Below are 25,510 nucleotides of genomic sequence, written 5' to 3' on the forward strand. Positions count from 1 at the left end.
TCGGTCATTTTTGGGTATCTTACAGGGGGAACTCGAAGTTTGGCCGGGAGGAGCGAATCTATGAAAAAACAGCTGAACAGCCAATCCATCCTGCTGCTGGCGGTGAACGGTCTGTTCGTGCTTGCCGGCGCCTTGTCGGGCACGTTCCTGAACGTCTACATCTGGAAAGTGAAAGCGGATTTTAACCTGATTGCCTGGTTTACGTTCAGCCAGCAGCTGGCCTTGGGACTTGTCTTTTGGATTGCCGGGAAATGGGTGAAGGAACGCGACAAAATGATCTTTTTGCGGCTCGGCATTATCGTCTCGGGCATCTTCTATTTGCTGGTGCTGTGGACGGGCAAACATACGGTGGACTACATATGGCCGCTTGGTTTGTTGTTCGGAACCGGTTCGGGATTGTTCTGGCTGGCCTTTAACGTCGTGTATTTCGAGGTGACGGATGTCGAGACGCGGGACCGATTTAACGGCTGGGTGGGGATTCTCGGTTCGGTGATCGGGATCTTTGGCCCGTGGATCTCCGGCTGGCTGATCTCCATGAAACACGGCGAGGCCGGATACCGGCTGATTTTTACCATCTCGTTAATCGTGTATGGGGTAGGGATCTTACTCAGCTTCTGGCTGAAAAAAAGAAAAACGGGCGGGCCTTATCACTGGCTGGCTCCCGTGCAAATGCTGAAAAAGGGCAGCCCGTGGCGCCAGGCTGCGCCCGCTTCGGCCGCCCATGGTCTGCGCGAAGGCGTATTTTCGTTCCTGATCAATTTGCTGATCTTTATCAGCACTTCTGCGGAGTGGCGGATTGGGCAGTTTTCACTGATCACGTCCCTTGTCTCCCTAGTCAGCTTCTGGGCGGTAGGGAAGTGGCTGAAAATCCGCGCGCGCTACTACGGGATGTTGGTCGGGGCTTTGCTCATCACTGCGGTGATCATCCCGTTGCTCTGGAAGGTCAATTACGTCACCCTGATGATGATGGGGGTAGGGACGTCCTTGTTTTTGCCGCTTTACCTGATTCCCGTCATCTCTTCAGTGTTCGACCTGATTGGCAATAGTCCGGAAAGCGTGGAGCAGCGGGTGGAGCTGATCGTGCTTCGCGAGCTTAGCATTACGGTGGGGCGCTTGGGCGGAACGCTGTTGTTTATCGTGGTCTATTCCCTCATTCCGCGCATGTCAACGATCACCTGGCTGATGTTCGCCTTGGGGGCAACGCCGGTGCTGAGCTGGCTGGCCCTGCGCCGGCTGTTGAAGCGGGAGGCGGCCAAAGCCGCCTGATGCGTATAACTCGGCGGAGTTGGCACGGGCTTCGAGGTTCGCGTCAAGTTGGGATGCGGCCCGATAAAGGGAAGGCCGTCCCGGGATTCTCCAAATACGGCCCCCCCCAGGCGTAACTGATGGACAGGTGCTCCTGTTCCGGAAACCGTTTGTGGATTTCTTCCAACAGGGCGAACATATCGTTCCTGGAGCGGGGCATACTATCGTAAGAAGGATCAGATGGATCAGAAGGATCATCCACCAGGAGGGAATGTTGATGTTGTACTCACAAATGCAGCCATTGTCGATGAAAGAACTGGATTATATCGCCGACTCCATCTCCAACGAGGAGATGCTCACGAAGCTTTGCGCAGCGGCAGCCGCCGTCTCGCAAAACTTTGAAATCGAACAGGCGATGCTGGAGCACATCCGTGCCCATGAGCATCATCTGCACCTGTTAACGGATGCGCTGCGTCAGCATCAAATGGCGGCTCCGGCTTCAACCCCAAATTAATTTTGCTTTCGAGGAGGAATATCCCGATGAATCAGACGGACATCCACGAGCTCTTACCCCAGAACGATTTGTTAAAATCGATTTTGGCCGATTTACGCCGTACTGTTCGAGAATATACGACCGCTACGACGGAGTCGTCCTGTCCGGCTCTACGGCAGATGTTTACCGAGTTGACGAACAGCACCTTGCGATTGCAGGGAACGCTGTATGAACTGATGAAGCACCAAGGCATTTACTCAGCGCCGGCACCGGCACCGCGCCAATTGTTGGACAAGAAGCTGCAAGACGCAGAGAAAACCCAGCAGGAGCTGCGTCAGTTTACCGAACGGCGAACTTCCCGCTGGACGCCCCATGCCCATCAGGCTAACGTGGAGGAGCATCAACCTAATGTACTTCCGCCGTATTCGATCTAAATGCCTAACCGTCCTATCCAAGAGCTTACTTGGAGTGGACGGTTTTTCTATGCAGACGCCCAAAATTCATGTAATATAAGTATTAAATTTGTTCTGCAGACCGCTCAAATGAAGGGCTGCGGGGCATCGCTGGAGGATGAGGGATGAAACAACTAAGCGAATTAAAGCTCAAACTGCTGGACCTCCTCAAAGAGGACGCCCGCCGGGATGCGAACTTACTGGCGACGCTCGTCGGCTCAACGGCGGAGGAAGTGGCGCAAGCAATCCGTGAATTGGAGGAAGATCACGTGATCGTCAAATACGCGACCGTGGTGAATTCAAGTGCACTGGAAGACGAGAAGGTGACGGCGTTAATCGAAGTGCAAATTACACCCGAACGGGGACGCGGCTTCGATACGATCGCGGAGCGGGTATACCTGTTTCCCCAAGTCAAATCGGTATTTTTGATGTCCGGCGCATATGACCTGCTGGTGGAAGTCGAAGGCCGCAACTTGAAGGAAGTGGCGAGCTTTGTCTCCGACAAATTGTCCACCCTGGAGTCGGTGTTGTCGACGAAGACCCATTTTATTCTAAAAAAATACAAGCAAGACGGCATCATCTTCGAAGATCCCGAAGAAGACCGCCGTTTGTTGATATCTCCGTAAAGGAAGTAATGTTATGAGTATTCAATCACAGCGTGCTGAGCAATCGAGTAAAACGATGACATCGTATTTGGCTCCGCGGGTCCGCGAGATTCAACCCTCCGGCATCCGCCGCTTCTTCGATCTGGCTAGCGGAAGCAAGGATATTATCACGTTAGGCGTGGGCGAACCGGATTTTATCACCCCATGGCATGTCCGGGAAGCATGCGTTTACTCCCTGGAACGCGGGTATACGAGCTATACGTCCAACGCGGGAACGCCTGAGCTTCGGGAAGCGATCGCTGAATATTTGTACACGAGTTATCAGGTGAAATACGACCCGAAAGACGAAATCCTCGTCACTGTGGGCGGCAGTGAGGCGATTGATCTGGCGCTGCGGGCGTTAATCGAACCGGGCGATGAGATTCTCGTCCCGGTGCCTTGCTATATCTCCTACTCGCCGATTGCCATGATCGGGGGAGGGGTGCCCGTCGAAATCGAGACTTACGCCAAGCACGATTTCAAGCTCCAGGCCGAAGACCTGAAAGCGAAGATTACGCCCAAATCCAAGGTTCTCATTTTAAATTATCCCAGCAATCCGACGGGCGGCATCATGACGTACGAAGATTGGCTGCCGATCGCCAAAATCGTCGAGGAGAACGATCTCATCGTCATTTCCGACGAGATTTATGCGGAGCTCACCTATGGGCAGAAGCACGTTAGCTTTGCTTCGATTCCGGGAATGAAGGACCGGACGATTCTGGTTAATGGGTTTTCCAAAGCGTTTGCGATGACCGGCTGGCGGATGGGTTATGCATGCGGACACCCGGACTTGATCTATGCCATGCTGAAAATTCACCAATATACGGTGATGTGCGCTCCGGTTATGGGGCAAGTGGCTGCGCTCGAGGCGCTGAAGAACGGGCTGGAGGAGAAAGACCAGATGGTTGAATCCTACAATCAGCGCCGCCGCTTGATCGTTCAGGGCTTGCGCGACATCGGCCTGGAATGTCACGAGCCACAAGGGGCGTTCTATGCGTTTCCTAGCATCGCGTCTACCGGACTCAGCTCGGAGGAATTCGCCCAACGCCTTCTGCTGGAGGCGAAGGTGGCGGCGGTTCCGGGGAATGTCTTTGGCGCCGGCGGGGAAGGGTTCTTACGTTGCTCCTATGCGACAGGAGTGAATCAGCTCAACGAGGCGTTAAATCGAATGGAGCAGTTCGTCCGTAAATTGAAGCAAGGCTGATTTTGCAAATTACTTAAGACCTACCTGAGAAGATGGAGTTAATGGGGTTAATTAACAATTCTTTCATTTTCTAATTGCTATAATTTTAATGGACATGGTATAATTTGATTTTGGAAGAAGGTTTTAGTTTCTCAGGGAGGGATTTCTTTTGTGCGGTGAGTACAACGTGCCTTACAATAACGCTTTATTTACTGATGGCCGCGTCATGAGCCCGTGCATGGATCAAGAGGAACGGCCGCATTCACCGCAAGCCGTAACGCTGGAGGATGAAATTCACTTGCTTCGCAGCAAGATGGAACGGCTATTTCTGCAAGAAAAATCCTTTACATCGGACATCGTGATTGAAATCAGCAGCTTATTGGACCTGAAAATTAATGAATTCATGAAAACTATGAAAACCACTCCAAAATCCATTCGACGTTAACCTTGTTTGATCCTTGAAGTTGAAGGAGATCCGCCTTGCGGGTCTCCTTTTTGCGGTTCCAGCAGTTGCATGACCAGCCGGGCTGTGATTTATGGTAAGATGGTACGAGAGTATGTCACGGGGAGGAAAAACGAATGTCGATCTATACGCGTTCCGGCGACCAAGGGCTAACCACGGTCATCGGCGGTCGAGTAACAAAAGATGATGCGCAGGTTGAAGCCTACGGTTCGATCGATGAGCTGAATAGTTTCGTGGGACAAGCAGTCAGTTTATCGGACGAGGTGACGTTTGGCGATCTTCGTGAACAGCTGCTGGAGATCCAGCACGAGTTGTTTGATTGCGGCTCCGATCTCGCCTACGTCAAGCTGTCGGAAAGCCGCTACAAGGTGACGCCGGAGCTCGCACAGCGGCTTGAAGCATGGATTGATCGTTACGAAGCGGACAATCCGCCGCTTGAGAAGTTTATTTTGCCCGGGGGAACGCCGCTGGCTTCGGCCCTGCACGTTTGCCGGACTGTATGCCGGCGCGCCGAACGCCGCGTCGTTACGCTGAGCCGGGTCAAGGAGATTAATGCCGAGGTGCTGATCTATCTGAACCGGTTGTCGGACTATTTCTTTGCAGCGGCTCGCATGGCTAATCATCGCCAGCAGGTGGCAGATATCGAATACGTGCGGAGCGGGAAGGTGTTTGGCAAGAAGTGAGTTCCGAATATTATGATCCGATTGAATATCAAGTCCCTGCAGCGGAGGACGGTTGGACGGTCAAAAGCGTGCTCCAACGCCGGATGGGGATCTCCCGCAAGCTGCTGTCGCGGATTAAGCTGACCGAGCGCGGGGTGATGCTGAACGGGGAGCGGGTATACATCAGCGTCCCGGTGAAAGCCGGGGATACGGTGAGCGTCTCGCTGGAAAAGGAAACGTCAACCGACATCCTGCCGGAGCCGATACCGTTTGATATCGTCTACGAGGATGAGGCGCTGCTGATCGTCAATAAAGCGGCGGGATTGATCGTGCATCCGACGCATGGTCACTACACGGGGACGCTGGCCAACGGCGTCGTGTATTATTGGCAGGAGAAAGGCGAGAAATTCCGCTTCCGCCCCGTGCACCGGCTGGACCAGGAGACGAGCGGCTTGATCGCCATCGCCAAAAATGCCTACGTGCACCAGCATATTTCCGAGCAGTTGATCGCAGGTGAGGTCACCAAGAAATATACGGCGCTGGTGCACGGTTGTCCGGCGGTGCCGGAAGGAACGATCGACGGCCCGATCGACCGCGATCCTGCCGAACCTCACCGCCGGATTGTCACCCCGTCGGGCTATCCCTCGTTGACCTATTATAAGGTCGCGGAAGCCTACGGCGACGGGGCTCGGGTTGAGCTGCGTCTCGGTACAGGACGGACGCATCAGATCCGCGTGCATATGACGTCGATCGGCCACCCGCTGATCGGCGACAAGTTCTACGGAATGCCGGGGCTCGCGGAGCTGCCGGCACCTGCACGCGAACGAATCGCCCGCTTAGATGCGGCGATCGGGCGACAGGCGCTCCACGCCTCAGAGCTTGGCTTCCGCCATCCGCTTACCGGTGAGGCGCTGACCTTTAAGTCAGAGCTGCCAGAGGATATGCTCAAGCTGGAAGCGATGCTGCGTTGGGCGAGTTTTTAGGAAAGTGGTAAGGAGGAATAAGGAACGTGAGCAAACTGAAGGTTTATCATTATCCGCAATGCGGGACATGTAGAAGTGCAATTAAATCGCTGCAGGCCAAAGGGCATGAACTGGAGCTGCATCATATCAAGGAAACGCCGCCGAGTGCTGCCGAACTGGATAAGCTGGTGGAACTCAGCGGGTTGGAATTGAAGAAGTTTTTTAATACGAGCGGTGAGGTTTACAAGACAATGGGCTTAAAGGACAAGCTGGCGGGGATGTCGCGGGAGGAGCAGCTTCAGTTGCTGTCCTCGAACGGCATGCTGATCAAGCGCCCGATCGTGACGGACGGAAAGACCGTAACTGTCGGTTACAAGGAAGAAGCCTATGTACAGGCTTGGGGCCAATAAATTTGAACGAGAAGGGTGGCTTGGGTGAACCGTGGATTTGGCGCAAAGCAGTAAAAATACGATTCTGCTAGTGGACGGAATGGCGTTAATGTTCCGCGCCTATTACGCTTCGGCCGCAACCGGGTATATCCGGCGGACGAAAGCGGGCGTTCCGACCAATGCGGTGTACGGGTTTATGCGTTATTTTTGGGACGCGGTGCAGAAGTTTGGGCCGACGCATATCGCCTGCTGTTGGGATTTGGGCAGCAAGACGTTCCGGACGGAGCAGTTTGCCGATTACAAAGGAAATCGTGCGGACGCGCCAGAGGGTCTGATTCCGCAGTTCTCCATGATCCGCGAGGTGATGGACAGCTTGGGGATTCCGAACATCAGCTCACCGGGTTATGAGGCGGACGATTGCATCGGAACGCTGGCAGCTCGCTTTGGTCAGGAGATGGACGTGCTGGTGCTGACGGGCGATCACGATATGCTGCAGCTGGTCAGCGAGCGGACAAGCGTAATCATCATGAAAAAAGGCCACGGCAACTACATGGTGTATACGCCGGAGGCCTTGATGGAGGAGAAGCAATTAAGGCCTGAACAGATCGTGGACCTGAAGGGTTTGATGGGGGATACGAGCGACAACTATCCGGGCGTGCGCGGCATCGGCGAGAAAACCGCCTTGAAGCTCGTGCAGGAGCACGGCTCGGTGGAAGGCATCCTGGCCAATCTGGACCAGTTGTCCAAATCGGTCCGGGCCAAAATCGAAGCGGATCTCGACATGCTGCATCTCTCGCGGCAGCTGGCCAAGATCCGCTGTGACATTGAGCTGGAATGCGATGTAGAGACCTGCCGGTTTGAGCTGAATCCGGCGCAGGTAATCTCCAAGTTCGAGGAACTGGAGATGGCCAGCATCAGCGTCTGGATGGGTGTCGTTTAAAAGTGGCCATTAAGGTCAATGGAGTCCGTTACACCGAGAAATTGCCGGGAAATAGGTGAATAAGAGCAATACGGTCCATTACGCAGGTTGCTGTTTTTGCGGTTTTGCGTACAACTTTAATCCGTGAAGTACGGTTCACCTAATACCTGGTACAGAAAGGTGCGCAGTTCGGTGCCTTCCTCCTCGTTCAGGTTATAAATATGTTCGAGGTACCCTTCCTCCTCCAGGTCGTCGGTGCCAAGAATGGCCGTACGGCCGTTGTGCAGGTCGGTGACCAGCTTCTTCCCATAGAAACGATTGGTTGTGGTGACCGCCAGGTCATAACGCTTCAGCGATCCGCCGATGAACGTGACGAACCGGGTCGAAGTGTTTTCGGTACTGTCGGACAGGAAATCAAGCTCTTGATGCGGGTCGCTCATCCTGTAATGCCTCCCTTATTTCGGAATGTCTCTAGTTATTATACCGGAAAACGGAAGACAATGGGAAAATGATTCCTATGCATTGACAGCTTGGTTGATTATGGTATTATTAGGGATAACAGGTTACGTTTGGAGGAAGCACCTCTTTTGCGAATTTCGCAGAAGAGGTGCTTTTTGTTTTGCGCAAAAAGATGAAATGACTCCTTCGTAGCTGAAAATTTTTCAAGGAGGGACAGGTTGATGCGGGTTGTATTTTTGAACAGTCTGGAGAAGAAGGACGGCGGGGCCATGATTCGGGGGGCCCAGGTGTGGATTGGAGAGGAGGACGGCGTTTGGCGGATGGGCTGGAATGAGGTGACAGCAGACAGTGAGCAGGAGGACCTTTGGTACGAAGGGGCTTCATGGTCGGAGATGCTTCATATTTACCGCCATCGATTGGCCGCCAAGCTAGGCGAGGGGTTTCGCCCCATAATGGAGGGAATCTGGGACGAGAAGGAAGCGTTAACCGGACGGGGGATGGCGGCGCAGAAGCTGTTTTGCTATAGCGAATTAAACAGCAATGAACCGGTATACAACGAGTTGACGGCCTGGCGTCGGAGAAAAGCTTCGTCTGAGCGCAAAGCGCCTTACTTAATTGCCAGCAATCGGTTGCTGCGGATGATCAGCGTATTTCTGCCGCAGACCGTGGATGAGCTGTTGCAGCTGCCGGGCGTTGGTGAGAACAAGGCCGGCGAATATGGCGCCGAGCTGCTGGAGATCACTCGGGCGGCCGAGCGGAAGCGCGGGTTCCCGCTGGATTGGGTCGAGCAGGAAATCGACGACGAGGTTTTCCGTACTTGGCTGTATAAGCAGAAGGAAGTGAAATACCGGGCGGAAATGGAAAAGTTCAACGTCCGTCGAGCGGTGCTCGAAGCCTTGGCCGCAGGGCTTAAGGTAGAGGATATTTGCGCCCGTACGGGCATCGAGCGGCGGGATGCGGTGGAGCTGCTGGAAAGCTTGGAGAAGGAGGGCTACAACACCGAGGATTTGGTGAGTGCCGAACTTGAGGCCATGCCCGAAGCGGAGCAGCAGGCCGTATGGAAAGCTTACGAAGAGCTGGGGGACACGCTCCTGAAGCCGGTTCTGCAAAAGGTGTACGGGCCCGAAGCCAGTGAAGGCGGCAGCGGCAACCTCGATACGCTGTACGAGCGACTGCGCCTGATCCGCATCCGGTACCGCCGCCAGCGCGAGAACGCCCGGCACGCGGGTTGAGGCGGCAAGGGATGCTTTTGGGCAGTAAGGCGATAAGTGTGGTAGTGCGGTAAGGGTAGTAAGTTGGGGGACGAGTGGCAAGTGCAGTAGTGCGGTAGTGACTGTTGGTGCCGTAAGAGTGGTACGTGTTGCTACTCGCAAGAGTCGCAAATGCAGCAGGTAATGAGGGAATTTCGAAGTGTTTGACCGCCGACGGCCGGATGAACTGTAAAAGTGCAGTTGATCCGGCCGAAAATGCCGCCAAAATGCATTTTAACTGTAAAAGTACAGTTCATTTCGGGAGATTTTGCGGAAAGCAGCCCATTTATCGAAAAAAGACTGCACTTTTGCAGTTAAGAGTCGATTTAGGGGGGGATCGCGGCAAAATAACTGCACTTTTGCAGTTCACGCTCGACTCGCCTAATTTAAACGGTCAGGGGGATTCAGGCGCACGTCCAACAAGGGGCTAGTGCAATACGTCTTGCCGTTCTCAAATGGCCAAAGCCGCAACTTAAACGGCGCATTATCAAGCGTCAGCCTAACGCCCGCGCACACACATCTCGCACCTTCAAAGGGTTAGGCTTCCTAGCAAACGTCTCGCCCAACCAAAAAGGCCAACGCGGATTCCAGCCCGTGTTGGCCTTACTGTCTATATCCAATCTCTCTTCCGGAAGATGTAGTACATGCCGAGGCCGAGCACGGCCATGATGCCAAGGACGATAAAGTAGCCGTACTTCGAATGGGTCTCCGGCATATAGTCGAAGTTCATCCCGTAGATCCCGGTGATCAGCGTCAGCGGGATGAAGATCGTCGTAATCGCGGTGAACACGCGCATGATTTCGTTGGCGCGGTTGGCGATGGCGGCCTGATAGGCCTCGCGTAAGTTGCCGACGAGCTCGCGGAACGTGTCGAAGTTCTCGGAGATCTTCACGGCGTTTTCGTAGATGTCGCTGAAGTATTTTTGCAGTTGGTCGTCGATCAGACGAAGGTCTTTCTTGTTCAAAATGTTGATGACTTCCTTCTGCGGACCCAGCACTTTCTTTAGCCACAAAATTTCACTTCGCAGCCCGATGATTTCGTTCAGGTGCGAACGTTTGGTATGCATCAGGATGTCTTCTTCCAGCTTCTCGATCTTCACTTCAATCCGATCGCCGACGGTGAAGTAGTTATCAACCACCAGGTCGACCAGCAGGTACAGGAACCGGTCGGGCTCGCTGACCTCTTGCTCCCACAGGATCGGCTTCACCGCACGCAGCTCGTTGATTTTCTGTTTAGTAACTGTAATGATATAATGCCGTCCCAAGAAAATGTTCAATGCACGCAGGAAAATTTCCTCGTCATCATACCGAATGCTGTTCACGACGATGAAATAGTGGTTCTCGTAGGTTTCGATCTTCGGACGTTGCTCTTCTTCGCTTAAGCAGTCCTCCACAGCCAGATCGTGCAGTGAAAATAAAGGCTGCAGCAGGGCAAGGTCATCCACGCCCGCGTCGATCCAATAGAAGCCTTCTTCCGGAGGGGTGGTTGTCAACTCCACGTCCTCTACGGGGGTAAATACGCCGGCTAGAACATGACGGATTTTCATATGCTTTCACTCCTTTCCCCGGGCCTGAAGGCCTGGGATGCTCTTGTTGCAGCATAGGAAAGGGACCAACCGCGGGTTCGCCCGGCAACGGTCAAAAAGGCGTTTATGCAAATACCGGGAAACGAAAGTGCCCTTTACGTTCCGCAGGTACCCAGCGGGTCGGTTTCCTATGCAATTGTTTGACCTGGGTGTTCCTCTGCGGACTCGGGTCGCCTTCCATTCTCGGTTTCACCTCGCTATGATCAGGTTACATGAATATGCGTCAAACCCTAGGCCCGTCTGGGCCTAAAGGCACTTGTCTAGTATAACGCCAGCGAATGAAATGTTTCAACCCAAAAGTATACTATGTGCACTGGATTCAAGCGGTCCATGAACACCGTGTGATTTTTCTCGCAGAGTTCTTGACGGAATACCATCGGATACTTTAAAGTGAATGTCAGGGAGTACGGGCGATGGCCCAGGCCCCCGAAAATAACTAAATACAGCGAAATCTTATCAAGAGCAGGTGGAGGGACTAGCCCGATGATACCCGGCAACCGGCGATGAAACCCATCGCAGCGGTGCTAATTCTTGCAGGACCGTCCGTTTCGAACGCTGGACGGCTTCTGAGAGATGAGAGAGGCGCATACCGAATACGTAATGACCTTTCTCCCCGTGAGAGAGGTCATTTTTGTATAAACGGCCCCTCGAAACGGATGATGAATTAAGGATGACGCTACGATTAAAGGAGTGAAACCACATGCCGATTAAAGTACCGGACCATTTACCGGCCAAGGACGTGTTGGCCAACGAAAACATCTTTGTGATGGATGAAAGCCGTGCATACCATCAGGACATTCGCCCGCTGCGGATCGCGATTCTGAACCTGATGCCAACCAAGGAAACGACGGAGACACAAATCTTACGTTTGCTGGGGAACACGCCGCTTCAGGTGGAAATCGTCCTGCTACATCCGAGCACGCATACCTCAAAAAATACGTCCGCAGAGCATCTGGAGATGTTCTACAAAACGTTTGGCGATATTCGTAATCGCCGCTTTGACGGCATGATCGTGACAGGGGCACCGGTCGAGCAGTTGGATTTTGAAGAAGTGAACTACTGGGAAGAGTTGAAGGAAATCTTCGAGTGGTCCAAAACCCATGTCACTTCGACCATGCACATCTGTTGGGCCTCGCAGGCCGGATTGTATTACCACTATGGCGTTCGTAAAGTTCCACTGGCGAAAAAGTGCTTTGGTGTCTTCTCCCACACGGTCAACGATCCGAAGGTAAAGCTGCTGCGTGGGTTTGATGAAGTGTTCCAAGTGCCGCATTCTCGTCATACGGACGTGGAACGCTCGGACATCGAACGGGTGCCGGAACTGCAGATTCTGGCGGAATCGGAGGAAGCCGGCATTTATTTGGTCGCCACCCGCGACGGTAAACAGATCTTCGTGACCGGGCACTCCGAATACGATCCGGATTCGCTCAAATGGGAATATGACCGGGATGTTGCCAAAGGCTTGGAAATCGATCTGCCGGTAAACTATTTCCCGAATAACGATCCGACTCGCACCCCGCGTTCTTCGTGGCGTGCCCATGCAAACTTATTATTTTCCAATTGGTTAAACTACTATGTGTATCAAGAAACACCGTACGATATCGATCAAACGGCCGATTTTGTATATGAGATCTAAAAGTGGAGGGATTGCAGGTGGGGGAGAGAAACAAGGAATGGCGCATCGAGAGTAGATTGGCACAAATCGGATCGGTCGAAGAACCGGTCACAGGCGCGGTAAATTATCCGATTTATCAAGCCACGGCGTTTCGGCATCCGCGTCTGGGGCAAAGCACGGGCTTCGATTATATCCGTACGAAAAGCCCTACCCGCAAAGTGCTGGAAGACGCAGCGGCCGCTCTGGAATCCGGCGATGCCGGGTTTGCCTGTAGCTCCGGGATGGCCGCGCTGCAGACGGTATTTACGTTATTTTCTCAAGGCGACCATCTCATCGTATCGTTGGATCTTTACGGAGGCACATACCGTTTGCTGGAGCGGATCATGTCCAAATTTGGCGTAACCGCAACTTATGTGGATACGAACGATTTGGATGCACTCGAACGTGTACGTCAAGAGAATACAAAGGCGGTTATTATTGAGACGCCAACCAATCCGCTGATGATGATCACCGATCTTGAAGCGGTATCGACATGGGCGCGGTCCCATGGCTTGCTGACGATCGTCGACAATACGCTGATGACGCCGTATTTCCAGCGGCCAATTGAGCTTGGTGCGGACATCGTTGTTCACAGCGCGACAAAATACTTGGGCGGCCATAACGATGTCCTGGCCGGTCTGATCATCACCAAAGGCGAGGAGCTGTCTCAGGAGATGGCGATCCTGCACAACTCGATTGGGGCGGTGCTCAGCCCGTCCGATTCTTATCAGCTGATGCGCGGAATGAAGACGCTGGCGCTGCGGATGGAGCGGCACGAAAGCAACGCGCTGGCGATCGCCAAATTCCTGCAGACACATCCACAGGTAGCCGAGGTATTCCACCCGGGATTGGAGGATCACCCAGGGTACGCGACGCAACGGAAGCAGTCGAGCGGCAATACGGGGATCTTCTCCTTCAAAGTAACGGATGCTCGGTACGTAGAGCCGGTGCTGCGCAATCTAAATCTGATTGCATTTGCCGAAAGTCTCGGCGGCGTGGAATCGCTGATGACGTATCCTGCAGTGCAGACGCATGCTGACATTCCGGAGGAGATCCGCAATGCGGTGGGCGTGGATGATCGGTTGCTGCGGTTCTCCGTTGGCATCGAGCACGTTGATGATTTGATTGCGGACCTGAGTAATGCACTGGAAGCGGCGCGGCAGGAAGTCGAAGGGGGACAAGGCGCATGAGCGGGCAGGAGAAACGGGAAAACAAATTTGAAACGAAGCTGATTCACTTCGGCAGCGAGGTGGACGAGGCTACCGGCGCGTCCAGTGTACCGATTTATCAGGCGTCGACGTTCCATCATCACGATATTTTTAATCCGCCGCAGCACGATTACAGTCGTTCCGGCAATCCGACGCGGCAGGCGCTGGAGGATTACATTGCGGTATTGGAAGGCGGGGTCCAAGGCTTCGCGTTTGCCAGCGGGATGGCCGCCATTTCCACAACGCTGATGCTGCTCTCGGCCGGCGATCATATTATCGTGACCGAAGATGTGTACGGCGGGACCTATCGTCTGCTGTCCAATATTTTAACCCGGATGAACATCGAAACGACGTTCGTCGATATGACGCAGCCGGAGCAGGTAAAGGCGGCTTTGAAAGCCAACACGAAAGCCGTCTATATGGAAACGCCGTCCAATCCTACGTTAAAAATCACCGATATCGCGGAAATCTCCGCGTGGGCGCGAGAAAATGGGTTGCTTAGCATCGTGGACAATACGTTTATGACGCCGTATTACCAGCGCCCGATTGAGCTGGGGACAGATATCGTCCTGCACAGCGCAACGAAATTCCTCGGCGGACACAGCGACGTGTTGGCCGGCCTGGCGGTGGCCCGGACGGAAGAATTGGCCCGTCAACTGAAATATGTGCAGAACGGGCTGGGCACCGTCCTTGGCGCGCAGGATTCATGGCTGCTGATGCGCGGCATGAAGACGCTGGGGGCGCGGATGGCGCACAGCGAAGTGAGCGCGCGCAAGCTGGCCGACTGGCTGAGCCGCCGGAGCGACATCGCGGCCGTGTATTATCCTGGCTTGCCGGATCACCCCGGCCGCGAGGTTCAGGAGAAGCAATCCACCGGTTATGGCGCGGTGGTCTCCTTCGACGTTGGTTCAGGCGAGCGGGCCAAGCGGGTGCTGAATCGGGTGAAGCTGCCGCTCGTTGCGGTCAGCCTGGGTGCCGTCGAGAGCATCCTCTCTTACCCGGCGATGATGTCGCATGCCTCGATGCCGCCGGAAGTTCGCGGCGAGCGGGGCATTACCGACGGGCTGCTGCGTTTCTCCGTCGGGCTGGAGGACATCGACGATTTGCTTGCCGATTTGGACGAGGCGCTTGCAAATAGCTGAATAGGCTCGTGAACGGATAAAAAGGCCGCGGTATGCGGCCTTTTTGGCATTTTCCTCTGTATGTGTCACCGTTTCTTCGGCGTCTGCGCCGTGATTGGGTGCTGTTTTTCCTGGGCGGACTGTGTTACGATTGAATTAACATTTTAAATTTTCAGGTATCGCCTGGGATTCATTTATTTGTTCTAAGTCCAGCGGTATGATGTCAAGCTGTTGATTTAATCGAATTGGAAATTTCCCGTGCCTGTTGAGCGCGGAGTCACGAAAAAAGGGCGCATCAAACCAAACCCAGCCAAAAACCATGTCAGATACCAGATTTTTACTGGGAATTCGTGAAGGACTAAGGCAAAGGAGGCGTTAATCCTTGGCGCTATTCACCTTCCTTCGAGGCGTGTAGAGTTGGCCGCTGCGTAGCAGCACATCGACCAGACGCACGAGTTTTCTTGCCGTTAAGACGAGGGCGCGTTTGTGTTGATTCTTGGGCACTTCGTGATACTTCTTCCGGTAATATTCACCGAATTCTTCATCGCGCATCCTAACCGAGTTGGCAGCTTCAACGAGGTAGTAGCGCAGGAATCGGTTGCCGGATTTGATGCGGGCGGTGTCCTCCGCCTCGAAGACGCCGGACTGGTGCCTGCGCCACGTCAGACCCGCGTACTTGGCGACGGCGGCTTGATCCTTGAACCGTTCAATATCGCCGAGTTCGCCGAGCAGACCGGCTGCATAGACTTTGCCGATGCCGGGCACTGACAGCAAGCACTGAGCGCCTTGAATGCCGTCGAGGACCCGCTCGATCGCTTTGTCGAGATCCTTGAGCTGCTTCTGGATGCTGCGGATGGATTCGATGGAGGTGCCGAGCACCAGGTCAATCGAATCCTCCACGACCTTGGACAGCCGATAGGAGGCGCGGGCAGCTTGCTGAATGCAGCGGGCGACCCGCTCGGGATCGGGGAAACGATTGCGTCCCTTGTCCCGCAGATAGTCGGCCAGATCGGCCACGTCCATCTCGGCGATGTCATCGAGGCTGAACTTCTCGGAGAGCATCTCCATGAGCGCATGGCCAAACACGGAGCTGTCGACCTCGGTTGTAAACGCATTGCACTTGTAGAACAGGTTCTGCAAGAAGTACTGCTTCTCGCGAGCCAAGTTATGGACCAAGTGGAAACGCATGCGCGTGAGGCGTTGAAGGGCGACATACTGCTCCTGCATGACGATGGTGGTCGTCAGGCGGCCGAAGCGCAGGCGATCCGCAATGACCCAGGCGTCGAGCCGGTCGGTCTTGTCCATATCCGCATAGGCTTCTCTGAACTTGCTGATGAGCTTGGGGTTCAAGGTGAACACCTTGGCCTTGCGCTCTCGAAGCGCTGGATCCTGATGCAGGTACATGGCAGGGTGCCAGCTGTAGACGGAAGTGGCTTCCAAGCCGATGTGAATCTCGGTGACGGCCAACTTGTCCGCTGCAGCGACGATTTGGTCACGCAAGTGCGAGGCGCCATTCAAATTGTTTTTGACGGTGAGTGTCTCAAGCTTGTCACCGTCAGCGTTCATGAAACACGCTTCGAGCTCTTGCGAGCTCACGTCAATACCGACAAAAAGCTTCAAGTGAAATTCCTCCTTTCGCTAGGGATTCAGGGAATGGACGCTCCGGGATGCCTCCGGCGCACGCGCAGATCTATCACCCTCGCGTATGAGGACACACTTCGGGCCATGAGCTGCCCCGGATCTGCTAAAACCGGGCATGGGATGCCGAAGGGAACAGCCAGCGGGTAAGAAGCTCAGACGCGTACCGGAGAAACAGACTTAAGGAGTAGACGATGCTACTGGAGGCAGAAGGATTTCCCCGAATGGACCCTACGTTCCATTGTCCAGAGGCATACCGGAAAGTCCAGTCCCTGATGGAATTTTCAAAGAACAAGCTGGAAATTTGGAGGCTGTTTTCCATCCCCCGGGGGGATGGAAATGAACCTAAAAGAGCTTTTTAAAGATACTATACGAGGAGGCAGTGATATGACTGCAATCGACGATATATTAAACAAAGCGCTGCAGGGCGGACGCCTGGATTTGGAGGATACGATCCGGTTGTTCGAATCTGACGAAGTGGAGAAGATCGGGCATACCGCCAACATTTTGATGGAGCGCAAGCATCCCGAACCGATCACGACGTTTGTGATCGGACGGAACATCAACTATACGAACATTTGTGACGTATATTGCCGGTTCTGTGCTTTTTACCGCCGGCCAGGTTCTGAGGAAGGGTATGTGCTTCCGGACGAAGTGATTTTTCAAAAAATCCAGGAAACGGTGGACGTAGGCGGCACAGAGATTCTGATGCAAGGTGGAACCAACCCGAATTTACCATTTAGCTATTATACGAACTTATTGAAGGCGATTAAAGAGCGGTTCCCGAACATCACGATGCACTCGTTCTCACCTGCGGAAATCATGAAGATGAAGGAAGTGTCCGATGGGCTTTCGCTGGAAGAGGTCTTGCGCGAAATCCATGCAGCAGGTCTTGATTCGCTGCCGGGCGGCGGAGCTGAAATTTTGGACGACCGGACACGCCGCAAAATCAGCCGCCTGAAAGGCTCCTGGAGAGACTGGATGGACGTAATGCAAACCGCCCATAAAATCGGAATGAACACGACGGCCACGATGGTCATCGGGTTTGGCGAGTCGATGGAAGAACGGGCGCTGCATCTGCTGCGCGTGAGGGAAGCACAGGATGAATGCATCCAGAACGGTTATCCGTCGGAAGGTTTCTTGGCCTTTATCCCTTGGACGTTCCAGCCGGACAACACGAACCTGAAAGCCGAACGGCAAACGCCGGAAGCCTATCTAAAAACGGTAGCGATTAGCCGAATTGTGTTGGATAACATCAAAAACCTGCAGTCCTCTTGGGTGACGATGGGTCCTGAAGTCGGCAAGCTGTCGCTGCAATACGGTTGTAACGACTTCGGCAGCACGATGATCGAGGAGAACGTTGTATCGTCCGCCGGTGCGACGCATAAAGTGAACATCGAATCGATCCTGTCGATCATTCGTTCCGCAGGCAAAGTTCCGGCTCAACGCAATACCAAATATGAGATTTTACGTGTGTTTGATGAAGAAGCTACGGTCGAACGCGATTTTATTATGCAAAACTAACTTGATTCTCCTATAAAATATTGCTGGCAGAACTGCCTTTCATTCCATGAACGGTTCCCGTATATCCGCTACCTTCCCACCATATACTTGGAGAAGGAAGCGGAAGGGGGCCAGATTCATGGATTTTTTTACTGTACGCGTCAATTGTGGTTCCGCCGAATCGGAGGAACGGTTCAAAGCTTTGATACAGGAGGCCGTCAGCAGCTTACATAACCGCGAGGTTCGGCTTAGCTTTCAAGCAGCCGAAGGCGGGATGCTGGAGGCGGTGCTTATCGGACGTCCAGACTCCAGCGGCGGGGGGCAAGCTGCTTGCGATCCACAACTGATCGACCTTTTGTCGCTTGGCATCGCAGAATACATCATCAGCGAGAAGGAAGAAGAGGTCGCCGCTCGAGTCATGAGACGGGATTACAGCTTCGAATCCCGCGAGGAAGCGCAGCAGGTTCATGACATGGTGGACCGGCTTCTGGCCGAAGAAGCTGTTACCGGCTGTGCCCGAGAGGAACGCAAAGCGTTGGTACAAGAAGCGCTACGCGAGTATTTGCAGTCTTCCTCCGACCTCCATCTGGAAGGGTTCGTCTGGTTTCGCCTCAAGGCTTACGAGGACAAGCTGCGCGAAATCGTAGATTATGCCGTCGACGAGTTTTTGCTCGACAAGCAGTATGAGGAATTTATTGGGCTGCTGCAGTATTTCGTGTATTTTCAGGAGCCTTTGACCCCGTTAGTTCATTTGATGCATAAGCACGATCATGAATTTGCGATTCTGAACGAGCAATTTACGCCGATTCGTGTGCCGGCTTCTGGCGGGGTTGTCGCGCGGATTGCCGATCAGGAGATGCAGATGGAGGACGTGATCGTCAGCACCTTGATCTCCCTGTCCCCGGACCGGATTTTGATTCATACCCAGGAACCTGATGCCCAGGTGATTACGACGATCTCGCGGATTTTTGGCGATCGGGTGGAAATCTGCTTGCTTTGCCCGCATTGCCAGCTGTTCCATCAGGAGACGCGGCGTCTAGATCAAGGGTAATGAAGAAGAGGTTTCTTGACGATCCGGGAAGTTCGCATTATAATTACTTCCATTAAGTGAACAACCTTAAATAGCGTGGACAAAGACATGAGCCAGAAGGCTTGAACGGTACAGAGAGAGGGAACTTGGCTGGAATTCCCTTCGGATTCGCTTTTGGTTTACCCCTTTGTAGCTGTATTCCCGAACCTTCGTGAAGTAAGGAATACCGGTTCATTCCCGTTAACGAATGCCGAATTAAGGGCCGTTTCCGAGTTGTGATGCACGGGTGAGTGCTGCGGATTGGCCGAATGAGGGTGGAACCACGGGTATTTAACGCTCGTCCCTTTCCGGGACGGGCGTTTTTTGATTTGTCCGCTTCCGGTAAACAATCACATATTTTAGGGAGGAAATCAAGGTGGCAGTATCTGTTATTTTGCCGGACGGTTCGGTTCGGGAGTATGCGGAAGGCAGCAGTCTGGAGGATGTCGCTGCTTCGATCAGCAGCGGTTTGCGCAAAAATGCGCTGGCCGGAAAAATCAATGGCGTGGCGGTGGATTTAAACACGAAGCTGGTGGATGGCGCCAAAGTTGAGATCATTACTGGGGATTCCCAAGAAGGTCTGGAAATCATGCGTCACAGCAGCGCCCACTTGATGGCTCAAGCGGTGAAACGCTTGTTTGGCAACAAGGAAGTGAAGCTGGGGATCGGGCCGGTCATCGAAGACGGCTTCTACTATGACATGGACTTGGAGCATCCGCTTAATCCAGAGGACCTGCAAAAGATCGAAAAAGAAATGGAACGCATCATCGGTGAAAACCTGCCGATTACCCGCCGCGAGGTTAGCCGTGAAGAAGCGTTAGCGATCTATACGGAGCTGGATGATCCGTATAAGCTGGAGATCATTCGCGAATTGCCGGAAGGCAGCGTCATTTCGATTTATGATCAAGGCGAGTTCTTCGACCTGTGCCGCGGGCCGCACGTGCCTTCGACCGGGAAAATCAAAGTGTTTAAGCTGCTGAGCGTGGCTGGCGCGTACTGGCGCGGCAACAGCAACAACAAAATGCTGCAGCGGATTTACGGTACCGCGTTTATGAAGAAAGCGGACCTGGATCATCATCTGCACATGCTGGAAGAAGCGAAGAAACGCGACCACCGGAAGCTGGGGAAGGAACTCAACATCTTTACGTTCAACAACCTGGTCGGCCAAGGCTTGCCGATTTGGCTGCCGAAGGGAGCGACGGTTCGTCGGACGCTGGAGCGTTATATCGTTGATATCGAAGAAAGACTGGGTTACCAGCATGTATACACGCCGGTGCTGGGGAACGTGGATTTGTATAAAACATCGGGTCACTGGGAGCATTATCAAGAAGACATGTTCCCGAAAATGGCGATCGATACGGAAGAATTCGTGCTTCGTCCGATGAACTGCCCGCATCACATGATGGTTTATAAGAGTGATATGCGCAGCTACCGGGACTTGCCGATCCGCATCGCCGAGCTGGGGATGCAGCATCGTTATGAGATGTCCGGCGCATTAACCGGGTTGCACCGCGTGCGTTCTATGACGCTGAATGACGCTCATATTTTCTGCCGTTTGGATCAAATCAAAGATGAATTTAAGCGCGTCCTGGATTTGATCAAACAGGTATACAACGATTTTGGGATTCATGAGTATCGGTTCCGGTTATCTTACCGTGATCCTCAAGATACGGAGAAGTACTACCAAAACGACGAGATGTGGAATACGGCGCAGCGGATGCTCCGCGAGGTTGTAGAGGAAGCCGGCTTGCCATTCTTTGAAGCAGAAGGCGAAGCGGCGTTCTACGGACCGAAGCTCGACGTGCAGATCAAAACGGCGCTTGGCAAGGAAGAAACGCTGTCGACTGTGCAAATCGACTTCCTGTTGCCAGAACGTTTTGAGCTGGAGTACGTTGGCGACGACGGCCAGAAGCATCGTCCGGTCGTGCTGCACCGCGGGATCCTCGGGACGATGGAACGTTTCACGGCCTTCCTGCTGGAGAACTTTGCAGGGAATCTGCCGCTCTGGCTCGCTCCGGTTCAAGCGAAGGTGCTTCCGGTGTCCAGCAACTTCGACGCTTATGCTCGTCAGGTCGAAGACAAGCTGCGGGCTGCCGGCATCCGCGCCGAAAGCGATCTGCGCAACGAGAAGCTCGGGTATAAGATCCGCGAAGCTCAGCTTGAGAAGCTGCCGTACATGCTCGTCGTAGGCGAAAACGAGCAAAACGCCGGCACCGTTTCCGTCCGCAAACGCGGCCAAGGCGACCTTGGCGCCAAAGCGGTGGATGAAGTGATTGCTCAATTGCAGGAGGAAATCCGCAACCACGTGATTTAGTTCGTGTGCGTTTCGTCTGCACCGTCCGCTCGGGCGGATGAGCGGAGTAAATGTTGCACTTTTTACAACATTTTTGTGTGGGGGAAGGCCCAGTTGAATTAACCCAACCTCAAAAGCTCCAACTGCAAAAGTGCATTGCGTGATGTGCAAAATCCCGATTTCAAGGGGCCTGAAGTGTAAAAGTGCATTTCATTGAGGGAGTTTTTGGCTGAATCGGCGGTTTTGAGCGGAAATGAACTGTATTCATGATTCGACGTCGATCAAGCCTCTTCGGTAAAGCTTCGTGATGAAAAGCCAGGATGTATAGAATTGGGCGTATGTGGAAAACCTTTCGAATAAGGGGGAGGTTTTCTCATGCGCCAATTTCATTTCTGGCACAAGTTTAGTACACGCTGTTTGCTTGCAGGATTGCTTGTATTTACGATGGCGGCGGATCTGCCGGTTGGGGGCTTCCAGCCGCAAAGCATTTACGCGAACCGGCAATACCGGAATTACGCAGAATGGCTGGGGCTGAAGCAAACGCAGCAACTGCAGGCGGTAAGAACAACACGACAATACCAATATCAACGGGTCATCATGATGAACCCGGAACATAAACAGGCTCAACAGGCTCAGCCTGAGCGTAAGAAAAAAGCGGTGGAAACGGTCAAAGTGCTGGCAACCGGTTATACCGCCGGCTATGAATCCACCGGCAAGAAGCCCAACCATCCGCAATACGGCATCACGTATTCGGGCGTTCGGGTGCGGCGTGACAAAGATACCGTCTCGACGATTGCCGCCGACTTAAAGATTTTTCCGATTGGCACGATCCTTTATATTCCGGGGTATGGCTACGGGGTCGTTGCCGATAAAGGCTCCGCGATCCGCGGTCATAAAATCGACCTTTATTTTGATACCATCAAGCAGGTTTATAAGGAATGGGGCAAAAAAGAGGTTGAGGTCCAGGTGGTTCGCAAAGGAGACGGCAAGTTGACCGAAGAGATGCTGAAGGAGCTTGGCAAAGCGATGGAAGTGAACAAAGAAATTCCTGAAAATCTTTGGGACAAGGCGATTTAAGCTTCGCCACCCCTTCGCTTTTTCGCTCGCATAATTCATCTTCCCGGTTCGCATAATAAGGTTCGTGGTCCACGACTAGGGGCTGCGAAAACGCCGACGAATCCACAAAATTGGCGTATGCGAGAGGGAGGTGAAGAATCATGGCAAATCAAAAGAAAGCCGCTTCTCCAGGTTACAAAACACCGAACGAGAAGTTTAATGAGGAATTTGCTGAAGAAAGCACAGCAACCGTTGCTCAGAAAGCGAAAGCTTCTCGCAATGCAACGACTTCAGTGAACAAACAACAATAATGATCGCGTAAAGCGAAAAGAGCGTCCCTTGAGGGACGCTTTTTACATATATTCCCTTTCCCCTCGGTCTTGGGACCGATCAAGCTTTCCATCCCGCGCCGCTGTTCATCACCTTACGCTTCAGGTAAACTGGCATTAGTAAGAGGCAGTCCATTGGAGGTAACGAGATGAGAAATGGCTTATTTGGAAGATTTATTGGAGGGATGGTGCTGATCGGTATCGGGGCAGTTTTTCTTCTGAATCAGTTCGGGGTGACCGATTTCAGCATCGGCGAAATGTTCGCGACATACTGGCCCTTGTTTCTGATTTTAGGAGGGTTGGTGAACTTAAGCAACGGCGGCTGGCGGGGCGGTAACTTTGTCGGCAGTGTCGTATTATTGCTGATCGGCGGGTATTTCCTGGGCCGCAATCTGAATTTAATTGACTTAAGTCCGGGCGACTTTTTCCGCTTCTTCTTTCCGGTGATGTTGATCATCGGCGGGTTGTTCGTCCTGTTCAAACCGCGTGATCCGCATCGGCGCAAACGGCGCGACGATTTTCCGCCGCCTCCGATGCCGCCGCTCGATCCTCCGCCACCAACGTTCCATCCGGAGATGGAGTCTCCGCTGGATTCGATTTTCGGATCGATGGAGAAGGAGAAAGAGAAGGAAGAAGCAGCTAAGCAGGAAAAACCGCGTTTTTCCCATCCTAATTTCGGGCACCACCATCATGAAGGTGGTTCAGGAGGCCATGGATCGGTCATCCAGAAATCCGGATTTATCGGTGATGTTCACTTGGGTCAGGATTATTTCCAGCTGAAGCCGATGAATATCTCCCATTTTATCGGCGATACGATCATTGATCTAACCAAGGCGCAAATTCCTTACGGGGAAACGAAAATTAATGTTTCGTCCTTCATCGGCGACGTGAAAGTGTTCATCCCCGACGATATGGATATCGGTATTGTGGCCACCTCCAGCGCGTTCATCGGCGATTTGAAAGTGCTGACGCAGAAGCAAGGCGGCTTCATGAGCAGCGTCACCGCCGAATCTCCGTATTACGGTGAAGCCAGCAAGCGGATTAAGCTGATTGTCAGCGTGTTTGTGGGCGACGTTAAAGTGAACATGGTAGGGTAACCCATGATTGTGCGGCGGATCTTGATGAATACGAAGTGGGAGCTGTTGTGTTATTTCTTGCTCACCGGCAGCCTGACGGCGGTTGCCTTCTATATCGGAACGACTACCGGGGTGATCGTGGTCAGCGATTCCTGGGTGTGGATTTACGATATGGCAGGCATCGCCGTTTTGGCGCTGATTATCGGCTATATCGCCGGTCGGCGCATCCAGGGGAAGATCGATCACTTACACCTGAACATGCTGCAAGTCGCCAAGGGGAACTTATCGGTGCGGATGCCGGAAACGGCGGACCAAACCTTTAACGGAGTGTACCAGGAATTTAACAACATGATTGATGCCATGGAGAAAAAAATGCAGCTGCTTCAACAGCTTGGCGAGCAAGAGGTTGTCGAGAAGGAGCAGGCAGCGGAAAAAGCGGTGCTGGAGGAACGCAGACGGCTGGCCCGCGATTTGCACGATACCGTCAGCCAGCAGCTCTTCGCCATTCATATGGCGGCTTCCTCTTTGCCAAAGGTGCTGGAGAATAACGCTACTCAGGCAGAAACGGTGCTGAATCAGCTGATCCAGATGTCGAATACGGCGCAAAAGCAGATGCGGGCACTCATCGCTCAGTTACGTCCGATGGAGCTGGTTGGCAAATCGTTGGCCGAGGCGCTCGATCAGTGGTTTCCCGACTATTGCCGGCAAAACGGACTCAAAGGGATTAAGGATATGGACATCCAGGGAGATATGTCGGAAGCGAAAGAGCATCAGCTGTTCCTCATCATCCAGGAAGCGATGGCGAATATCGTGAAGCATGCCGGGGCTAGTATGGTCAGCTTGTCGTTGCGAGAAGGTCCGCGTCAAGTGGTGTTGAGCATCAGCGATGACGGACAAGGCTTCAGCAGCACGTATCAGAAGCAGGGCTCCTACGGGCTAACGACGATGAAGGAGCGGGCGGAGAAGCTTGGCGGCAATGCGGAAATCATTAGCAAGCCGGGGGCAGGAACAACGATACGGGTGCATATTCCGAAGTTTGAGGAAGGGAAAGGGGGAGCTGCGGATGAGCAAAATCAAGGTGATGATCGTCGATGATCATGACATGGTACGGATGGGGTTAAAGACGTATTTGATGCAAGACCCGGGATTCGAGGTGATCGCCGAGGCTGGAGATGGTCGTGAGGCGGTAGAGTTATTGGAGCGAGGACTTCGGGAGGGGCAGCCCGACATCATTCTGATGGATTTGATGATGCCGGGCATGAACGGAGCAGAAGCAACCAAGGAAGTGCGGAGCCGGTTTCCGGATATGAAAATCGTGATCCTCACCAGCTTCTTGGAGGATGATCTCGTCGTGCAGGCGGTTGAAGCCGGTGCGGTCAGCTATGTGCTGAAGACGGTCTCAGCCGAGGAGCTGATTTACGCGCTGCAAGGGGCATACCGCGGGATGCCGGTGATGACGGGCGAAGTGGCCCAGGCGCTCACGCGCGGCCTCCGTCAGCGAACCGTACAAGGGGATGACTCGGGGATGACCGAGCGGGAGAAGGAAGTGCTGCTGTTAATCGCCGAGGGAAAAAGCAACAAGGACATCGCCGAGGAGCTGCATATCAGCATTAAAACGGTCAAAACCCACGTCAGCAACCTGCTGATGAAATGCGAGCTGGAGGACCGCACGCAGCTAGCAATCTATGCCCACCGGCAAGGATGGGTAGGGCGTTCATAGATTTATCATCATATCGGTAAAATGAGGCGTTATCCATACGTCGCCTTTAACGGAAATAGCGCCTGATGGGGCGCTATTTTTGATGCTTCGGCACGGCTCGGTTAGATCTCGAAAATGGCTTTAGATCAGCAATTCTA

25 protein-coding genes and 1 riboswitch are annotated in these 25,510 nt (G+C 53.4%); of the genes, 22 read left to right on the plus strand and 3 right to left on the minus strand.

Annotated features, from left to right (window positions below):
* The first annotated feature begins 60 nt into the window (after positions 1-60).
* The 10 genes from U9M73_RS02085 (at position 61) to U9M73_RS02130 (ending at position 7,433) form a co-directional block, all read left to right on the plus strand.
* Positions 61-1,266 (plus strand): MFS transporter, encoded by a 1,206-nt coding sequence (locus U9M73_RS02085; protein ID WP_036646433.1) that lies wholly within the window; start codon positions 61-63, stop codon positions 1,264-1,266.
* A 256-nt stretch (positions 1,267-1,522) separates the two neighbouring features.
* Positions 1,523-1,759 (plus strand): hypothetical protein, encoded by a 237-nt coding sequence (locus U9M73_RS02090; protein WP_260071053.1) that lies wholly within the window; start codon positions 1,523-1,525, stop codon positions 1,757-1,759.
* A gap of 26 nt (positions 1,760-1,785) precedes the next feature.
* Positions 1,786-2,172 carry a spore coat protein gene (locus tag U9M73_RS02095; RefSeq protein ID WP_323076113.1) on the plus strand — a complete coding sequence of 129 codons (387 nt, stop codon included), beginning with the start codon at positions 1,786-1,788 and terminating at the stop codon, positions 2,170-2,172.
* Positions 2,173-2,315: 143 nt separating this feature from the next.
* Entirely contained in the window at positions 2,316-2,816 is a 501-nt protein-coding gene (locus U9M73_RS02100) for an Lrp/AsnC family transcriptional regulator (RefSeq protein WP_009226690.1), read from the plus strand.
* 13 nt (positions 2,817-2,829) lie between these two features.
* Positions 2,830-4,038, plus strand: a complete 1,209-nt coding sequence (locus U9M73_RS02105; RefSeq protein ID WP_009226689.1) for an aminotransferase class I/II-fold pyridoxal phosphate-dependent enzyme — start codon at positions 2,830-2,832, stop codon at positions 4,036-4,038.
* A gap of 205 nt (positions 4,039-4,243) precedes the next feature.
* Positions 4,244-4,462: an aspartyl-phosphate phosphatase Spo0E family protein gene (locus U9M73_RS02110; RefSeq protein ID WP_260071065.1), complete on the plus strand. Its 219-nt coding sequence runs from the start codon at positions 4,244-4,246 to the stop codon at positions 4,460-4,462.
* Positions 4,463-4,596: 134 nt separating this feature from the next.
* On the plus strand, positions 4,597-5,163 hold the full coding sequence (locus U9M73_RS02115; RefSeq protein ID WP_260071054.1) for a cob(I)yrinic acid a,c-diamide adenosyltransferase: 567 nt from the start codon (positions 4,597-4,599) through the stop codon (positions 5,161-5,163).
* Complete coding sequence (locus U9M73_RS02120; RefSeq protein ID WP_323076114.1) at positions 5,160-6,125, plus strand: RluA family pseudouridine synthase; 966 nt, start codon at positions 5,160-5,162, stop codon at positions 6,123-6,125. The genes U9M73_RS02115 and U9M73_RS02120 overlap by 4 nt, the downstream gene beginning before the upstream one ends.
* Positions 6,126-6,151: 26 nt before the next feature.
* Positions 6,152-6,514, plus strand: a complete 363-nt coding sequence (locus U9M73_RS02125) for an arsenate reductase family protein (protein WP_009226685.1) — start codon at positions 6,152-6,154, stop codon at positions 6,512-6,514.
* Positions 6,515-6,551: 37 nt separating this feature from the next.
* Positions 6,552-7,433 carry a 5'-3' exonuclease gene (locus tag U9M73_RS02130; protein WP_323079042.1) on the plus strand — a complete coding sequence of 294 codons (882 nt, stop codon included), beginning with the start codon at positions 6,552-6,554 and terminating at the stop codon, positions 7,431-7,433.
* Between the two features lie 116 nt (positions 7,434-7,549).
* On the opposite strand, the gene U9M73_RS02135 is transcribed toward U9M73_RS02130, so the two are convergent.
* Positions 7,550-7,852, minus strand: coding sequence for a DUF3055 domain-containing protein (locus U9M73_RS02135; protein WP_009226683.1), 303 nt, complete (start codon positions 7,850-7,852; stop codon positions 7,550-7,552).
* 240 nt (positions 7,853-8,092) lie between these two features.
* On the opposite strand from U9M73_RS02135, the gene U9M73_RS02140 reads away from it, so the two are divergent.
* A complete protein-coding gene (locus U9M73_RS02140) occupies positions 8,093-9,103 on the plus strand; it encodes an HRDC domain-containing protein (RefSeq protein WP_323076116.1) in 1,011 nt (336 codons plus the stop codon).
* A gap of 628 nt (positions 9,104-9,731) precedes the next feature.
* On the opposite strand, the gene corA is transcribed toward U9M73_RS02140, so the two are convergent.
* Entirely contained in the window at positions 9,732-10,667 is a 936-nt protein-coding gene (corA, locus tag U9M73_RS02145; RefSeq protein WP_323076117.1) for a magnesium/cobalt transporter CorA, read from the minus strand.
* A gap of 489 nt (positions 10,668-11,156) precedes the next feature.
* Positions 11,157-11,286: riboswitch (SAM riboswitch) on the plus strand.
* A 120-nt stretch (positions 11,287-11,406) separates the two neighbouring features.
* On the opposite strand from corA, the gene metA reads away from it, so the two are divergent.
* Genes metA through U9M73_RS02160 form a run of 3 tightly spaced genes read left to right on the plus strand, consistent with a single transcriptional unit; the run spans position 11,407 to position 14,710 of the window.
* Complete coding sequence (gene metA / locus U9M73_RS02150; protein ID WP_009226680.1) at positions 11,407-12,342, plus strand: homoserine O-acetyltransferase MetA; 936 nt, start codon at positions 11,407-11,409, stop codon at positions 12,340-12,342.
* A gap of 17 nt (positions 12,343-12,359) precedes the next feature.
* Positions 12,360-13,550 carry an aminotransferase class I/II-fold pyridoxal phosphate-dependent enzyme gene (locus U9M73_RS02155; RefSeq protein WP_009226679.1) on the plus strand — a complete coding sequence of 397 codons (1,191 nt, stop codon included), beginning with the start codon at positions 12,360-12,362 and terminating at the stop codon, positions 13,548-13,550.
* A complete protein-coding gene (locus U9M73_RS02160) occupies positions 13,547-14,710 on the plus strand; it encodes a trans-sulfuration enzyme family protein (RefSeq protein ID WP_009226678.1) in 1,164 nt (387 codons plus the stop codon). The genes U9M73_RS02155 and U9M73_RS02160 overlap by 4 nt, the downstream gene beginning before the upstream one ends.
* Positions 14,711-15,064: 354 nt before the next feature.
* Here U9M73_RS02160 and U9M73_RS02165 read toward each other — a convergent pair whose 3' ends face one another.
* Positions 15,065-16,309, minus strand: a complete 1,245-nt coding sequence (locus U9M73_RS02165) for an IS110 family RNA-guided transposase (RefSeq protein WP_016310842.1) — start codon at positions 16,307-16,309, stop codon at positions 15,065-15,067.
* A gap of 405 nt (positions 16,310-16,714) precedes the next feature.
* Between U9M73_RS02165 and mqnC the strand changes: the two genes are divergently transcribed.
* The 8 genes from mqnC to U9M73_RS02205 all read left to right on the plus strand — a co-directional run bounded on the left by mqnC (position 16,715) and on the right by U9M73_RS02205 (position 25,373).
* Complete coding sequence (gene mqnC / locus U9M73_RS02170; RefSeq protein WP_009227031.1) at positions 16,715-17,851, plus strand: cyclic dehypoxanthinyl futalosine synthase; 1,137 nt, start codon at positions 16,715-16,717, stop codon at positions 17,849-17,851.
* A 118-nt stretch (positions 17,852-17,969) separates the two neighbouring features.
* Positions 17,970-18,881 (plus strand): putative sporulation protein YtxC, encoded by a 912-nt coding sequence (locus tag U9M73_RS02175; protein ID WP_323076120.1) that lies wholly within the window; start codon positions 17,970-17,972, stop codon positions 18,879-18,881.
* A 394-nt stretch (positions 18,882-19,275) separates the two neighbouring features.
* Positions 19,276-21,213, plus strand: coding sequence for a threonine--tRNA ligase (gene thrS / locus U9M73_RS02180; protein WP_009227029.1), 1,938 nt, complete (start codon positions 19,276-19,278; stop codon positions 21,211-21,213).
* A 354-nt stretch (positions 21,214-21,567) separates the two neighbouring features.
* Complete coding sequence (locus U9M73_RS02185) at positions 21,568-22,269, plus strand: 3D domain-containing protein (protein ID WP_009227028.1); 702 nt, start codon at positions 21,568-21,570, stop codon at positions 22,267-22,269.
* Positions 22,270-22,409: 140 nt separating this feature from the next.
* Positions 22,410-22,559, plus strand: coding sequence for a hypothetical protein (locus tag U9M73_RS02190; RefSeq protein ID WP_198136242.1), 150 nt, complete (start codon positions 22,410-22,412; stop codon positions 22,557-22,559).
* 167 nt (positions 22,560-22,726) lie between these two features.
* Positions 22,727-23,674: a cell wall-active antibiotics response protein LiaF gene (gene liaF / locus U9M73_RS02195; RefSeq protein ID WP_009227027.1), complete on the plus strand. Its 948-nt coding sequence runs from the start codon at positions 22,727-22,729 to the stop codon at positions 23,672-23,674.
* Positions 23,675-23,677: 3 nt separating this feature from the next.
* Positions 23,678-24,748: a sensor histidine kinase gene (locus U9M73_RS02200; RefSeq protein WP_009227026.1), complete on the plus strand. Its 1,071-nt coding sequence runs from the start codon at positions 23,678-23,680 to the stop codon at positions 24,746-24,748.
* The gene (locus tag U9M73_RS02205; RefSeq protein ID WP_323076124.1) at positions 24,717-25,373 is read left to right on the plus strand and encodes a response regulator transcription factor; all 657 of its coding nucleotides are present in this window, start codon (positions 24,717-24,719) and stop codon (positions 25,371-25,373) included. The genes U9M73_RS02200 and U9M73_RS02205 overlap by 32 nt, the downstream gene beginning before the upstream one ends.
* The last annotated feature ends 137 nt before the right edge of the window (positions 25,374-25,510 follow it).

Origin of the sequence: Paenibacillus phoenicis (genome assembly GCF_034718895.1) — a bacterium.
GTDB lineage: Bacteria > Bacillota > Bacilli > Paenibacillales > Paenibacillaceae > Fontibacillus > Fontibacillus phoenicis.